The sequence below is a fragment of the Cnuibacter sp. UC19_7 genome (assembly GCF_042699995.1).
Lineage (GTDB): Bacteria > Actinomycetota > Actinomycetes > Actinomycetales > Microbacteriaceae > Cnuibacter.
Genome location: NZ_CP170560.1, coordinates 1,038,227 through 1,051,467, shown reverse-complemented (window position 1 = coordinate 1,051,467; position 13,241 = coordinate 1,038,227). Strand labels below are relative to the sequence as shown.

The 13,241-nt window shown below is 69.9% G+C and carries 13 protein-coding genes; 10 read left to right on the top strand and 3 right to left on the bottom strand.

The window, feature by feature from the left end:
- The first annotated feature begins 91 nt into the window (after positions 1 to 91).
- Positions 92 to 1,003, top strand: a complete 912-nt coding sequence (locus tag ACFJGV_RS04915) for a hypothetical protein (protein ID WP_378147276.1) — start codon at positions 92 to 94, stop codon at positions 1,001 to 1,003.
- On the top strand, positions 1,000 to 1,632 hold the full coding sequence (locus ACFJGV_RS04910) for a PadR family transcriptional regulator (protein WP_378147275.1): 633 nt from the start codon (positions 1,000 to 1,002) through the stop codon (positions 1,630 to 1,632). Before ACFJGV_RS04915 ends, ACFJGV_RS04910 begins: the two co-directional genes overlap by 4 nt.
- Here ACFJGV_RS04910 and ACFJGV_RS04905 read toward each other — a convergent pair.
- Positions 1,616 to 2,443, bottom strand: coding sequence for a TIGR00645 family protein (locus ACFJGV_RS04905; protein ID WP_378147273.1), 828 nt, complete (start codon positions 2,441 to 2,443; stop codon positions 1,616 to 1,618). The two genes, ACFJGV_RS04910 and ACFJGV_RS04905, sit on opposite strands and share 17 nt — an antisense overlap.
- A 197-nt stretch (positions 2,444 to 2,640) precedes the next feature.
- On the opposite strand from ACFJGV_RS04905, the gene ACFJGV_RS04900 reads away from it, so the two are divergent.
- The gene (locus ACFJGV_RS04900) at positions 2,641 to 3,651 is read left to right on the top strand and encodes a TerC family protein (RefSeq protein WP_378147272.1); all 1,011 of its coding nucleotides are present in this window, start codon (positions 2,641 to 2,643) and stop codon (positions 3,649 to 3,651) included.
- A gap of 50 nt (positions 3,652 to 3,701) precedes the next feature.
- On the opposite strand, the gene ACFJGV_RS04895 is transcribed toward ACFJGV_RS04900, so the two are convergent.
- On the bottom strand, positions 3,702 to 4,655 hold the full coding sequence (locus tag ACFJGV_RS04895; RefSeq protein WP_378147270.1) for a hypothetical protein: 954 nt from the start codon (positions 4,653 to 4,655) through the stop codon (positions 3,702 to 3,704).
- Between the two features lie 314 nt (positions 4,656 to 4,969).
- Here ACFJGV_RS04895 and leuC point away from each other — a divergent pair, with 314 nt between their 5' ends.
- Genes leuC through ACFJGV_RS04865 form a run of 6 tightly spaced genes read left to right on the top strand, consistent with a single transcriptional unit; the run spans position 4,970 to position 11,385 of the window.
- Entirely contained in the window at positions 4,970 to 6,436 is a 1,467-nt protein-coding gene (gene leuC / locus ACFJGV_RS04890; protein ID WP_378147269.1) for a 3-isopropylmalate dehydratase large subunit, read from the top strand.
- 2 nt (positions 6,437 to 6,438) lie between these two features.
- A complete protein-coding gene (gene leuD, locus ACFJGV_RS04885) occupies positions 6,439 to 7,035 on the top strand; it encodes a 3-isopropylmalate dehydratase small subunit (protein WP_378147267.1) in 597 nt (198 codons plus the stop codon).
- A gap of 59 nt (positions 7,036 to 7,094) precedes the next feature.
- Positions 7,095 to 8,465 (top strand): UDP-N-acetylglucosamine 1-carboxyvinyltransferase, encoded by a 1,371-nt coding sequence (gene murA / locus ACFJGV_RS04880; protein ID WP_378147265.1) that lies wholly within the window; start codon positions 7,095 to 7,097, stop codon positions 8,463 to 8,465.
- A 28-nt stretch (positions 8,466 to 8,493) separates the two neighbouring features.
- Positions 8,494 to 9,255, top strand: coding sequence for a lysophospholipid acyltransferase family protein (locus tag ACFJGV_RS04875; protein ID WP_378147263.1), 762 nt, complete (start codon positions 8,494 to 8,496; stop codon positions 9,253 to 9,255).
- Positions 9,252 to 10,394 (top strand): NAD(P)H-dependent glycerol-3-phosphate dehydrogenase, encoded by a 1,143-nt coding sequence (locus ACFJGV_RS04870; protein ID WP_378147261.1) that lies wholly within the window; start codon positions 9,252 to 9,254, stop codon positions 10,392 to 10,394. The genes ACFJGV_RS04875 and ACFJGV_RS04870 overlap by 4 nt, the downstream gene beginning before the upstream one ends.
- On the top strand, positions 10,294 to 11,385 hold the full coding sequence (locus tag ACFJGV_RS04865) for a D-alanine--D-alanine ligase family protein (protein WP_378147259.1): 1,092 nt from the start codon (positions 10,294 to 10,296) through the stop codon (positions 11,383 to 11,385). The genes ACFJGV_RS04870 and ACFJGV_RS04865 overlap by 101 nt, the downstream gene beginning before the upstream one ends.
- Positions 11,386 to 11,490: 105 nt before the next feature.
- Here the strand turns inward: ACFJGV_RS04865 and ACFJGV_RS04860 are convergent, their stop codons facing one another.
- The gene (locus ACFJGV_RS04860; protein ID WP_378147257.1) at positions 11,491 to 11,976 is read right to left on the bottom strand and encodes a DUF3515 family protein; all 486 of its coding nucleotides are present in this window, start codon (positions 11,974 to 11,976) and stop codon (positions 11,491 to 11,493) included.
- 24 nt (positions 11,977 to 12,000) lie between these two features.
- Here ACFJGV_RS04860 and ACFJGV_RS04855 point away from each other — a divergent pair, with 24 nt between their 5' ends.
- Positions 12,001 to 13,209 (top strand): thiamine-phosphate kinase, encoded by a 1,209-nt coding sequence (locus tag ACFJGV_RS04855; protein WP_378147255.1) that lies wholly within the window; start codon positions 12,001 to 12,003, stop codon positions 13,207 to 13,209.
- The last annotated feature ends 32 nt before the right edge of the window (positions 13,210 to 13,241 follow it).

Genomic DNA, 13,241 nt, shown 5'->3' with positions numbered 1-13,241 from the left:
TCGCGATATATCTTGACTTCGCGAGGCATCGAGCTATATCGTGTATCTCGTTCATTCGAGATATATCGCGACAGCGAGGAGGGAGGGCGAGATGGCGCTCGAGAAATGGCTCATCGACGGCCCCAGGGTCATCGACGTCGAGCTGGTGCGCTCGCTCAAGGTCAGCCTCATCGGCGGCCAGGTCGACATCATCGCCCACGATGAGCCGGGAGCGCGGGTCGAGGTGCACTCGGTGGTGGGCCGCGAGCTCAAGGTCTCCATCGACGGCGACCGCCTCGAGGTCGACCACCCCCAGCTGCGCTGGGACAACTTCATCGACGTCTTCAAGTCGTGGCGCGGCAACGCGCGTGCCGACGTCAGCATCCTCGTGCCCCGCGACGCCGCGCTGAAGTTCGGTGTGATCTCCGCCTCGGCGCTCGTCTCGGGTCTCACCTCCGACGCCCGCATCAGCACGATCACGGGCGACGTCGTCCTCGACTCGCTCACGGGCGACATCGACGTCAACAGCGTCTCGGGCGAGGTGTCGGTACGCGATCACACCGGCCGCATCTCCGCCCACACGGTCTCCGGCGACATCGCCGCCTCGGGTCGGATCAGCAGGTTCTCGAGCGACGGCGTCTCCGGATCCGTCTTCGTCGACCTCTCGGGGCACCCGTACGACCTGCAGAACAACACCGTCTCGGGCGACCTCACCGTCCGCGTCGACGACGGGCTGCCCATGCGCTACAACATCAACACGGTGTCGGGCACGCTGCAGCTGGGCGGCAGCACCATCAAGGGCCTGCGCGGTTCGGGCTACAACGGGTCGACCGGCACGCTCGAGGGGGAGTGGCTCGATGTGAAGGCCAACTCCGTGTCGGGCAGCATCACCGTGCTGTCGCGGGGCGCCTCCACCGAGGACGCGGATGCGTCGCAGGGCGAGGCGGATTCGGCGGGTGAGCCGACCGGCGGCGATGCCGGCTCCGAGGCGTCCGACGCGAGCACCGAGGGGGCATCGCTGTGACCCCCGTGTTCGGCCACGGCCACCTCCGGCTCTACCTGCTGCGGCTGCTCGACGAGTCGCCCAAGCACGGGTACGAGCTCATCCAGGCGCTCAGCGACCGCTTCGGCGGCACGTACACGCCGAGCGCCGGCACCATCTACCCGCGTCTGGCCAAGCTCGAGGAGGAGGGGCTGGTGACGAAGACCGCCGACGGGCGCAAGACCGTCTACACCATCACCGATGCGGGCCGGCAGGAGCTCGTCGACCGCGGCGGGGAGCTCGACGACATCGAGGCCGAGCTGTCCGACTCGGTGCGCCGGCTCGCCGACGAGGTGCGCTCGGGAGTCGACCGCGCCATGCGCAGCCTCAAGGCGGATCTCGCCTCGGCGGCCCGCGAGGCGCGCCAGGGCGGCAGCCGCGACGAGGCCACCGCTGCGGGCGAGGCCGCGCGGGCGCGTCAGCGCTCGGCCGACGCGCTGCGCGACGCCGAGATCGCCATCACCGAGTTCCGGCAGGACCTCCGCGCCGACCTGCGGGCCGCGGCCGGTCGCGGCGAGCTGGCCGACGAGACCGTCAGCGCGCTCAAGCGCGGACTCGACGCGCTCGTCGTCGAGGTGCGCTCCTCCCTCCGCGTCACGCCGAGGGGATGAACCTGCCGTCGACGATGTAGCCCGTCACCGGGGTCGCGCTCACGAGTGCGGCCCCGGTGCTCGTCGTGGCGGTGCTCACGCCGACCCCGACCGGGATGCCCGCGGGCGCCGCGGGCGCGGGCGCGGGCGCTGGGGTGGGCTCGACGGCATCCGCTTTGCGCTTCACCGCGAAGTGGTGCGACCAGCGGTCGATGAGCGCGAGGGCGATGGCCGACACCACGAACGAGAGGTGGATGACCACCTGCCACAGCACACCGGCCTCGGTGTAGGTGTGGCCGGTGTCCGACTCCTGGTCCGGCGCGCCGATGTCGCCCACCTCGATGAAGGTGCGCAGCAGGTGGATCGACGAGATCGAGATGATCGAGACCGCCAGCTTGACCTTCAGCAGGTTGGTGTTGACGTGCGAGAGCCACTCCGGCTCATCCGGATGCCCGGTCACGCGGATCTTCGACACGAACGTCTCGTAGCCGCCGATGATCACCATGATCAGGAGGTTCGCGATCATGACCACGTCGATGAGGCCGAGGACGGCCAGCATGATCTGCGTCTCGTCGATGTACGCCCAGTTGTGGAGGACGTTCTCCTCGACGATGTGCCACAGGTCGACCATGAACACGATCACGTAGATGATCTGCGCGACGATGAGCCCGAAGTACAGCGGCGCCTGCAGCCACCGGCTGGCGAAGATGAAGAGACCGAGCGTGCGAGCGGTCGTGCTGTCGCGGTAGACACGCCCATCCGACCCGCCGGGCTTGGCGGCCGAAGGCTCGGAGGTTGAGTTCTGGGCGGCGTTCCGGTCGTCCTGGCTCACGAGCGCCAATGGTATCGGTCGAACCGCTGTAAAGTTGCTCGGAAGAAGGGGAGTATCCCGCATCCGCGATCCTCGTCAGCACAGCATCCGCCGAAGGGTGCTCGGGGGCGCGACGACTGTGCAGGCCCAGCCTGCAGAGCCGGGGGAGAGACTTTCGGTCCTCGTCGTGCCCGCACGACACCGTCCGAAAGGCCTCCGTGCTCCAGCTCCCGCTCGGCTTCGAGATCGCATCGCTCATCGCGCTCGTGCTGATCCTGGCCGCCGACCTCTTCCTGGCGTACAAGCGCCCCCACGTGCCGAGCGTGAAGGAGGCCACCCTCTGGGTCGTCTTCTACGTCGTGCTCGCGCTGGTGTTCGCCGGGCTCATGCTGATCTTCGCCGATGGCGAGCACGCCGGTCAGTTCCTCGCCGGCTGGCTGACGGAGTACAGCCTGTCGATCGACAACCTGTTCGTCTTCATCGTCATCATGTCGCGCTTCTCGGTACCGAAGAGGTACCAGCAGGAGGCGCTGATGGTGGGCATCATCATCGCGCTCGTGCTGCGCGGCATCTTCATCGTCGTCGGCGCGCAGCTCATCGAGACCCTGTCGTGGATCTTCTACATCTTCGGCGCGTTCCTGCTGTTCACCGCGTGGCGGCAGGCGTTCGGGCACGAGGACGAGGGCGACGGCGAGAACGGCCTCGTGAAGTTCCTCCGCAAGCGCATCGCCCTCTCACCCGACTTCGACGGGGCGAAGGTGCGCACCACCCTCGGCGGCAAGCGGGTCTGGACGCCGATGATCATCGTCTTCATCGCCCTCGGCTCGACCGACCTGCTCTTCGCGCTCGACTCCATCCCCGCGATCTTCGGCATCACGCAGAGCCCGTTCATCGTGTTCACCGCGAACGTGTTCGCGCTGATGGGCCTGCGGCAGCTCTACTTCCTGCTCGGGGGTCTGCTCGAGAAGCTCGTGTATCTCAAGTACGGGATCTCGTTCATCCTCGCCTTCATCGGCGTGAAGCTCGTGCTGCACGCCCTGCACGAGAACGAGGTGTTCTTCATCAACGGCGGACACCCGATCGAGTGGGCCCCCGACATCGGCACCTGGACGAGCCTCGCCGTCATCGTCGGCGCGATGGCCGTCGCCACGATCGCCTCCCTCCTCCGCATGCGCGCCGACACCCGCCGCTCCCGCACCCCCACCCCCTCGTCCTCCCGCACCCGGTAGGGCCCCCGTCGCCCGTAGTGCCCCGGCTTTGTCCAGGTTTCCGTCGCGAATCAGCGATTTCGCGACGGAAACCTGGACAAAGCCCTCGCCGCAGGGGCGCATCCCGCCGCTGCAAGGGCGCGAGCTACCGCGACGGCGGCGGGGAGCGCGTCGTTCGCGAGGCCCGACTTGCGGATGCGGACCACCTCGCGGCCGGCTCGGCGCACGGCATCGAGGCGCACCATGTCCTTCTCATACTGCGACGTGCTCGTCCGGTGTTGGTCGCCGTCGTACTCGACCGCCACGCCGAAGTCCGGATAGTCCATGTCGAGGCGGGCGATGAAGGCTCCCGCGGACGTTCGGAGCACGCTGCCGAGGAGGGGTTCCGGCAGACCGAACCGACGGACCGCAAGGCGGACCAGCGTCTCGGGTCGCGACTCTGCGCCCTGCCGCACGAGGGCGATCGCCCTCGTCGCCTTGTTCGCGCCGTGCGAGCGACTGTCGGCGAGACGCCCTCGGATCTCCTCGATCGTCGTGAAGGGGCGGCCGGGCTCAGGGAAGGCCGGTTCGAGGGTCAGGTGGTCGCCGACGGCGACGAGGTCGTCGAGCCGCAGCAGTGTGGCGGACTGCAGGAAGGTGGATGCTGCATCCGCCACGCGGAGTCCACCCAGCATGACGGGGGCGATCTCGCGATCGCTCATTCGATGACCCTCGACACCCTCTCGTCCCGGCCCCTTAACGGGCACGATCGCGCTGACGTGGAGGGTGGCGGTTGCGTTCGCGGGAAGCGGGGCGCCCCAGAGGTACGCCGCAGTGGTGTGGCTGAAGAAGTGCTCCGGATGCATGCGGGTCGCGTAGGCGACGCATGCGTCACGGAGCGACTGCGGCAGGGAAGTCATCCGCACGCCGGAGAACGGTCGCACGAGGTCCCGCCCTCGCAGGCGCCCCTCGCCGACACCGAGCGCCTGCGCCCCACGCACGGAGAAGGCAGCGCCGAGCTCGGACGGGAGCGCGTGGTGTCTCATCGCGCCAGTGTCGCCACGCGCCACCCGCCGCGCGACGTCCCGGCCGATCCCGTGGGATCCGTGCCCACCCGCGCGCCCTGTGCAGGGCCCGGGCTTTGTCCCGGTTTCCGTCGCGAAATCGCGAGAAGGCGACGGAAACCTGGACAAACCCCCGTAGGAGGGGACGCGAGCCCGAGGGGGCGAGGGTGGTAGAGTGCAGGGGTGTTCGGGCGGCTCCTTCTTGAGTGCCGCGACGAGTCCTCGTTCTGAAGGCCCACCTCGTCGCGGAGTGTTCGCGTGGCCGAATCCGCAGAACCCGCTAGAAGGATGAGTCAATGAACGACAGCCGACCCCGCACGCCGGACCAGCCGAAGACGCTGGCCGAGAAGGTCTGGGACGCCCACCTGGTGAAGAAGGGTGAGGACGACACCCCCGACCTCATCTACATCGACCTCCACCTCGTCCACGAGGTGACGAGCCCGCAGGCGTTCGACGGTCTGCGCGCCGAGGGCCGTCCGGTGCGCCGCCCCGACCTCACGATCGCCACCGAGGACCACAACACCCCGACGTTGAACATCGACCAGCGGATCGCCGACGACACCAGCCGCACGCAGATCGAGACCCTCCGCCGCAACGCGAAGGAGTTCGGCATCCGCCTGCACTCGCTGGGCGACGTCGAGCAGGGCATCGTGCACGTGGTGGGTCCGCAGCTCGGCCTCACCATGCCGGGCATCACCGTGGTCTGCGGCGACTCGCACACCTCCACCCACGGCGCCTTCGGTGCGATGGCCTTCGGCATCGGCACCAGCGAGGTCGAGCACGTGCTCGCCACGCAGACCCTGCCGCTCAAGCCCTTCAAGACCATGGCGATCACCGTCGAGGGCACGCTGAAGCCCGGCGTCACGGCGAAGGACATCATCCTCGCCGTCATCGCCAAGATCGGCACGGGCGGCGGCCAGGGCTACGTCCTCGAGTACCGCGGCTCCGCCATCCGCAGCCTCTCGATGGAGGGGCGCATGACCATCTGCAACATGTCGATCGAGGCCGGCGCCCGCGCGGGCATGGTCGCCCCCGACCAGACCACGTTCGACTACGTGCAGGGTCGCCCGCACGCCCCGCAGGGCGCCGACTGGGATGCCGCGGTCGAGTACTGGAAGACGCTCCCGAGCGACGAGGGCGCGGTGTACGACGCCGAGGTCTTCCTCGACGCGGATGCGCTCGAGCCGTTCGTCACGTGGGGCACCAACCCCGGCCAGGGCGTGAGCCTGTCGGAGACGGTGCCGAACCCGGCCGACATCGCCGACCCCAACCAGCGCGCCGCCGCCGAGCGGGCGCTCGAGTACATGGACCTCCAGGCGGGCACCCCGCTGAAGGACGTCCGCGTCGACGCCGTCTTCATGGGCTCCTGCACCAACTCCCGCATCGAGGACCTCCGCGCGTTCGCCGAGATCATCAAGGGCCGCAAGAAGGCCGACGGCGTCCGAGTGATGGTCGTCCCGGGCAGTGCGCGCGTGCGCATCGAGGCCGAGATGGAGGGGATCGACAAGATCGTCGAGGAGTTCGGCGCCGAGTGGCGCTTCGCCGGCTGCTCGATGTGCCTCGGCATGAACCCTGACCAGCTGGCCCCGGGGGAGCGGTGCGCGAGCACGTCGAACCGCAACTTCGAGGGCAGGCAGGGCAAGGGCGGTCGCACGCACCTGGTGTCGCCCGTGGTCGCGGCCGCGACCGCCATCCGGGGCACCCTGTCGAGCCCCAGCGATCTCGAGGATGCGCGCGAGAGCGCCGAGCTGGTGGGAGCCTGATCATGGATGCGTTCGAGAAGCACACCGGAGTCGCCGTCCCGCTGAAGCGGTCGAACGTCGACACCGACCAGATCATCCCCGCGGTCTACCTGAAGCGCGTCACCAAGACGGGCTTCGACGACGCGCTGTTCTCGGCCTGGCGGAACGACCCCGAGTTCGTGCTCAACCAGGAGCCGTTCAGGGCGGGCAGCGTCCTCGTCGCCGGTCCCGACTTCGGCACGGGCTCGAGCCGCGAGCACGCCGTCTGGGCGCTCCGCGACTACGGCTTCAAGGTGGTGCTGAGCCCCCGGTTCGCCGACATCTTCCGCGGCAACTCGGGCAAGCAGGGCCTCGTCACCGGAATCATCGACGAGCCCGACATCGAGCGGATCTGGGCGATCATCGATGCCCAGCCCGGCATCGAGATGACGGTCGACCTCGTCGAGAAGACCGCCACGGTCGGCGACTTCACAGTCGGATTCGACATCGACGATTACACTCGGTGGAGATTGCTCGAGGGTCTGGATGACATCGGGCTCACGCTCCGCGATGAGGCGGCGATCACGGAATTCGAGGGACGACGCGACGGTTGGAGACCTCAGACCCTACCCGTGAGATAACGGACGCCACCGCTGGTGGCGGCCGCCACGACCGTCAACAGGCAAGTGCAGGTGAAGCAGTGAACTCTCTCGTCCAGGATGCCCGAGCAGCGGCAGCGCGCGTCGGACTCAAGTCCGACACCATCGTCATCGAAGGCGGTCGACCCCTCCGCGGGTCGATCGACGTCCGCGGGGCCAAGAACCTCGTGACCAAGGCGATGGTCGCGTCGCTGCTCGGCGACGAGAAGAGCATCCTCCGCGACGTGCCCGACATCAGCGACGTCCACGTCGTGATGAGCCTCCTCGGGGCGCACGGGGTGCAGATCACCGGCGATCCCGCCACCGGCGTGCTCGTCCTCGACCCGGCCAACGTGTCGCACGGCGACAGCGCCGAGATCGACGCGCTCTCGGGCTCGAGCCGCATCCCGATCCTGTTCTGCGGCCCGCTGCTGCACCGCCTCGGCCGGGCGTTCATCCCCGACCTCGGCGGCTGCCGCATCGGCGACCGTCCGATCGACTTCCACCTGGATGCGCTGCGCGCGTTCGGCGCGATCGTCGACAAGCTGCCCAGCGGCATCGACATCACCGCACCGAACGGGCTGCACGCGGCGAAGATCGAGCTGCCCTACCCGAGCGTCGGCGCCACCGAGCAGGTGCTGCTCACCGGTGTGCGCGTGCCCGGCGAGACCGAGCTGAAGAACGCGGCGATCGAGCCCGAGATCATGGATCTCATCGCGGTGCTGCAGAAGATGGGCGCGATCATCTCGGTCGAGCCCAACCGCACGATCCTCATCGAGGGAGTCGACTCGCTCGGCGGCTACAACCACCGCGCGCTGTTCGACCGCAACGAGGCCGCGAGCTGGGCCTCGGCGGCGCTCGCCACCGGCGGTTCCATCTTCACGGCCGGCGCGAAGCAATCCGAGATGATGACCTTCCTCAACGTCTTCCGCAAGATCGGCGGCGCGTTCGACATCGAGGAGGACGGCATCCGCTTCTACCACCCGGGCGGCGACCTCAAGCCCGTCGTGGTCGAGACCGATGTGCACCCCGGCTTCATGACCGACTGGCAGCAGCCGCTGATCGTCGCCCTCACCCAGGCTCACGGCACGTCGATCGTGCACGAGACCGTCTACGAGAACCGCTTCGGCTTCACCGATGCGCTGATCGAGATGGGCGCGAACATCGAGGTCCACAAGGAGGGCCTGGCCGATCCGAACCGCCGTGTGCCCCGTCGGGCGCTCGAGCAGGCCGCGGTCATCACCGGCCCGACGAAGCTGCACGGCACCGAGATGGTCGTGCCCGACCTCCGCGGCGGGTTCAGCCACCTCATCGCGGCGCTGACGGCCGAGGGGCAGTCGGTGGTGTCGAACCTCGGGCTGATCGCCCGCGGCTACGGCGACATCGTGAACAAGCTCGAGAAGCTCCGGGCGGAGTTCCGCTTCCAGGAGTAGCGGGATCCGGACCGCTACGCTCGTCCCGATGGCAGCGAAGAAGCCCAAGACCGATCGTGTCGCCGCGTTCCGTGTGATCGCGGTGTTCGCGGTCCCGTTCCTGACGGCGGTGTCGAAGCTCGACATCCGCGGGCAGGAGAACGTTCCCCGCACGGGCGCGTTCGTGCTGAGCCCGAACCACTACAGCAACATCGACCCGCTGATCATGGCCTGGGCGCTGTGGCGCAGTGGGCGGGCGCCGCGGTTCCTCGCGAAGGCGTCGCTGTGGAAGATCCCGGTGGTGCGGTTCGCTCTGGAGAAGAGCGGCCAGATCCCCGTCGAGCGTGCCGGCGCCACCCGTGGCTCCGCGCCGCTCGCGGCGGCGACGCGGCTCACCGAGGAGGACGCCGCGGTGATCGTCTACCCGGAGGGCACGCTCACCCGCGATCCCGACCTGTGGCCGATGCGCGGCAAGACCGGTGCGGCCCGGTTGGCGCTCGAGCAGGGCGTGCCGCTCATCCCCGCCGCGCACTGGGGCACGCAGAAGCTGCTGCCGCGGTACTCGAAGCGGCTGCGCGGTTTCCCGCGGAAGCGGATCGACGTCGTGTTCGGCCCGCCCGTCGATCTCGACGACCTGCGCGGCCGTCCGCTCGACTCCACGACGCTGAACGAGGCGACCACCCGCATCATGGCGGCGATCACGGCCCTCGTCGAACAGCTCCGCGGGGAGACCGCTCCGGTTGAGCGCTGGAACCCGTCGGCGCACGGTCAGAGCGAGTTCGGTCGGATGGGCGACGGGCGCACGGCGTGAGTCCGCGCGTCCTCCACGCAGCCCCCGTGCGCCGCCGCGTCACCGTCGTGGGCGCGGGGAGCTGGGGCACCACGTTCGCGAAGGTGCTCGCCGACGGCGGCGCCGAGGTGACCCTGTGGGCGCGCCGACCCGAGGTGGCCCACGAGATCCGCGAGGCGCACCGCAACAGCGACTACCTCCCCGGGGTCAACCTCCCCCCGCTCGTCACCGCGACCAGCGACCTCGGCGCGGCCCTGGCCGACGCGGAGCAGGTGTTCGTGTCGATCCCCAGCCAGTCGCTGCGAGGCAACCTCGAGGCCATGCGCCCGCTGCTGCCTCCCGCGGTGCCCGTCGTCAGCCTGATGAAGGGCGTCGAGAAGAGCACCGGGCTGCGGATGAGCGAGGTCCTCGAGACCGGGCTCGGCCTCGAGCCCGACCGTGTCGCGGTCGCCTCCGGCCCCAACCTCGCCCTCGAGATCGCGAAGGAGCAGCCGACGGCGGCCGTGGTCTCGTCGACCTCGCTCGAGACGGCGGAGGCCGTGGCGATGGTGTCGCGCAACCGCTACTTCCGCAGCTTCGTGAACACCGATGTCATCGGCACCGAGTTCGGCGGGGTGCTGAAGAACCTCGTCGCCGTGGCGATCGGCATCGTCGACGGCGTCGGCTACGGCGAGAACACGAAGGCGTCGATCATCACGCGGGGACTGGTCGAGATGACCGACTTCGCGGTCGCTTATGGTGCGCATCCGGAGACCCTGTCGGGGCTGGCCGGTCTCGGCGACCTCATCGCCACCTGCGGATCGCCGCTCTCGCGCAACAACACCGCCGGCCGGCTGCTCGGCCAGGGCTACGGTTACGCCGACGTCGTGGCGCAGATGCACCAGACGGCGGAGGGTCTCGCGTCGCTCGCGCCGGTGCTGGCGCTGGCCGCCGAGAAGAACGTGGACATGCCCATCTGCCGTCAGGTCGAGCAGGTGCTGGCCGGTACGCTCGATCCCAAGGACATTGCACCCCACCTGACGACGGACGACTCCGAGCCTGTGGGTGAAAGGATCACGGATGCCCGACAGACTCAGGGTCGCTCTCGTCTTCGGCGGGCGATCGAGCGAACACTCGATCAGCTGCGCCACGGCGGGCGGAGTGCTGGAGGCGATCGATAGGTCGCGCTACGAGGTGATCCCGGTGGGCATCACCCGCGACGGCGCCTTCGTTCTCGAGCAGGACGACCCGGCGCGGTTCGCGCTCGACGCCACGCGCCTGCCCGAGGTCGTCGACAACGGCACGCGCATCCAGTGGCCCGACAGCGCCACCTCGCGGGAGCTGACGGTGACGGATGCGGCGGGTGCGGCTCCCCGGTCGCTCGGCGTCGTCGACGTGGTGTTCCCGATCCTGCACGGCCCCTACGGGGAGGACGGCACGATCCAGGGCCTCTTCGAGCTGCTCGGGCTGCCCTACGTGGGGTCCGGTGTGCTCGCCTCGGCGCTCGGGATGGACAAGCACTTCACCAAGACCGTGCTCGAGAAGGCCGGGATCTCGGTCGCGCCCTGGCGGACGGTGACGGCGCAGCAGTGGGCCGCGTCGGCCTCGTCGGTGTCCGCCTCAGCGGAGGAGCTCGGGCTACCCGTGTTCGTGAAGCCCGCCCGCGCGGGCTCGTCGGTCGGGGTCACCAAGGTCTCGGCCTGGGACGAGCTGCCCGCCGCGATCGACATCGCGCTGCACGAGGACAGCCGCATCCTCATCGAGAGCGCCATCGTGGGCCGCGAGGTGGAGTGCGGCGTGCTCTCCGGTCGCGGCGGCGCCGCGCCGCGCGTGTCGGTGGCGGGCGAGATCGTGATGACGGGGCGCGAGTTCTACGACTTCGAGGCGAAGTACCTCGACGCTCCCGGGGTCGACCTCGTGTGCCCCGCGTCGCTCACCGACCACGAGCTCGCGCGCATGCAGGAGCTCGCGGCACGCGCGTTCACCGCGATCGACGGGTCCGGCCTGGCGCGGGTCGACTTCTTCCTCACGCCCACGGGCGAGTTCGTGATCAACGAGATCAACACGATGCCGGGCTTCACCCCCATCTCGATGTTCCCCAAGTGCTGGATCGCGAGCGGCGTCTCCTACCCGGCGCTCATCGACGAGCTCCTGGCCCTCGCCCTCGAGTAGCCCAGGCTGGTTTCGCCACATTTTTGGCGTTTCGCCATATGCATGCGCGTGGCGAAACGCCAAAGATGTGGCGAAACAGGGTGCGGCAGGGAGGGGTGGGCGGCGTCAGCCGGCGAAGGAGTCGGAGACGTCGGTGCACTTCGACGTCTGCGGCACGACCTGCACCGCGTTGGTCAGGTCGACGAGCGCCGTCGTGCCGGACACCGCGTCGCCGTTCACGATCACCTCGGTGGTGGGGGTGCGTCCGAACGTCGTGAACCGGTAGTTCGGCGCATCCGAGTCGTCGCGCACCCAGTCGATGCCGTTGACGTCGACGCAGGGGAGCGTGGTGGGACCCGTGTCGGCGACGCCGCAGCGGAGCAGCACGGATGCGGGTGAGCCCCAGGCGCCGGTCGCCTGCGCATCCGTCTCGCGCTTGGGCTGGTCGGCGACGGTGTCGGGCAGCCGCACGATCACCTCGGCGCAGCCCGGGTCGGTCGCGTCGGCCGCGGCCTCGAGCGAGACGGCGGGTGTGCATCCGGCCAGGGCGACGACGGCGAGCAGGGCTCCGCCGACGAGGGCGGAGACGCGGCGGAGAGGGCGTGCGGACATCGTCGTCAAGGCTACCGTTGAGGCATGTGCCCAGACCGATGGTCAGCTGAGGACGACGCCCGATGGTCAGCTGAGGACGACGCCCGATGGTCAGCTGAGGACGACGTGCGCGGCGTCCCGCAGTCAGCTGAGGACGACGCCCGATGGCCAGCTGAGGACGACGCGCGCGGCGTCCCGCCGTCGGCGGAGAACGACGCGGCTACGCTCGCCGAGGTCGGCGAGACCGAGGTGCTGCGCCGGATATTCCCGCGCCTGCCGCACTCCTCGGCCGAGCTGCTCGGGCCCGGCGACGACTGCGCCGTGATCGCGGCGCCGGACGGCCGCTTCGTCGTGACGACCGACACCATGGTGCAGGGGCCCGACTTCCGGATGGCGTGGTCGACCCCGCACGACATCGGCTGGAAGGCGGCGATGACGAACCTCGCCGACGTCGCGGCGATGGGCGCTCGTCCGACCGGGCTCGTCGTCGCGATCGCGGCCCCGCTCGACACCCCGGTCTCGGTGCTGCTCGGGATCGCCGACGGCCTCCGCGAGGCGTGTGTCGCCGCGGCGCCGGGATGCGGGGTGGTGGGCGGCGACCTGTCGACGTCCTCCGCGCTCACGATCGCGGTGACGGCGTTCGGCTCGCTCGACGGAGGGGAGCCGGTGACGCGCGCGGGCGCTCGTCCGGGCGACGTGGTCGCGGTCGCGGGCGAGTTGGGTCTCGCCGGCGCGGGCATCTGGCTGCTCTTCCGCGACGGCGTGCACGACGCGGATGCGGAGGGCGACTCGATCCCGGATGCGCGGCGAGGCCGGGCCCTCCGCCGCCACCATGGCGCCCTGCTCGAGGCTCAGCTCGCGCCCCGCGTGCCCGTCCCGCTCGGGGTGCCGGCACGAGAGGGCGGGGCGACCGCGATGCTCGACGTCTCGGACGGGCTGGCGCTCGACGCCCGACGTCTCGCCAGGGCGAGCGGATGCACGGTGCGGTTCGACCCGGACGCGATCGATCGGGAGGCGGCGGCGCTCCGGACGCTCGACCCGATCGTGGGGGAGCGGGCGGTGGCGTTCGTGCTGTCGGGCGGCGAGGACCATGCGCTGCTCGCGACGTTCCCCGCGTCGGTGCCGCTGCCGGCGGGGTTCCGGCCGCTCGGGGTCGTGGCGGCGGGGGAGCCGGACGTGCTCGTGGGCGACGTGCCCTATTCGTCGCTGGGCGGCTGGGATCCGTACGCGGACTGGGACGGACGCGCGGGCTGAGGCCCGCCGCTCACAGCCGCCGCTCGCCGCCG

Excerpts from the sequence above, each read along its gene's own strand:
- ACFJGV_RS04855 (WP_378147255.1), top strand. The coding sequence starts at position 12,001 with ATGTGCCCAGACCGATGGTCAGCTGAGGACGACGCCCGATGGTCAGCT.
- leuC (WP_378147269.1), top strand. The coding sequence starts at position 4,970 with ATGAACGACAGCCGACCCCGCACGCCGGACCAGCCGAAGACGCTGGCC.
- leuD (WP_378147267.1), top strand. The coding sequence starts at position 6,439 with ATGGATGCGTTCGAGAAGCACACCGGAGTCGCCGTCCCGCTGAAGCGG.
- ACFJGV_RS04865 (WP_378147259.1), top strand. The coding sequence starts at position 10,294 with ATGCCCGACAGACTCAGGGTCGCTCTCGTCTTCGGCGGGCGATCGAGC.
- ACFJGV_RS04860 (WP_378147257.1), bottom strand. The coding sequence starts at position 11,976 with ATGTCCGCACGCCCTCTCCGCCGCGTCTCCGCCCTCGTCGGCGGAGCC.
- ACFJGV_RS04875 (WP_378147263.1), top strand. The coding sequence starts at position 8,494 with ATGGCAGCGAAGAAGCCCAAGACCGATCGTGTCGCCGCGTTCCGTGTG.
- ACFJGV_RS04915 (WP_378147276.1), top strand. The coding sequence starts at position 92 with ATGGCGCTCGAGAAATGGCTCATCGACGGCCCCAGGGTCATCGACGTC.
- ACFJGV_RS04895 (WP_378147270.1), bottom strand. The coding sequence starts at position 4,655 with ATGAGACACCACGCGCTCCCGTCCGAGCTCGGCGCTGCCTTCTCCGTG.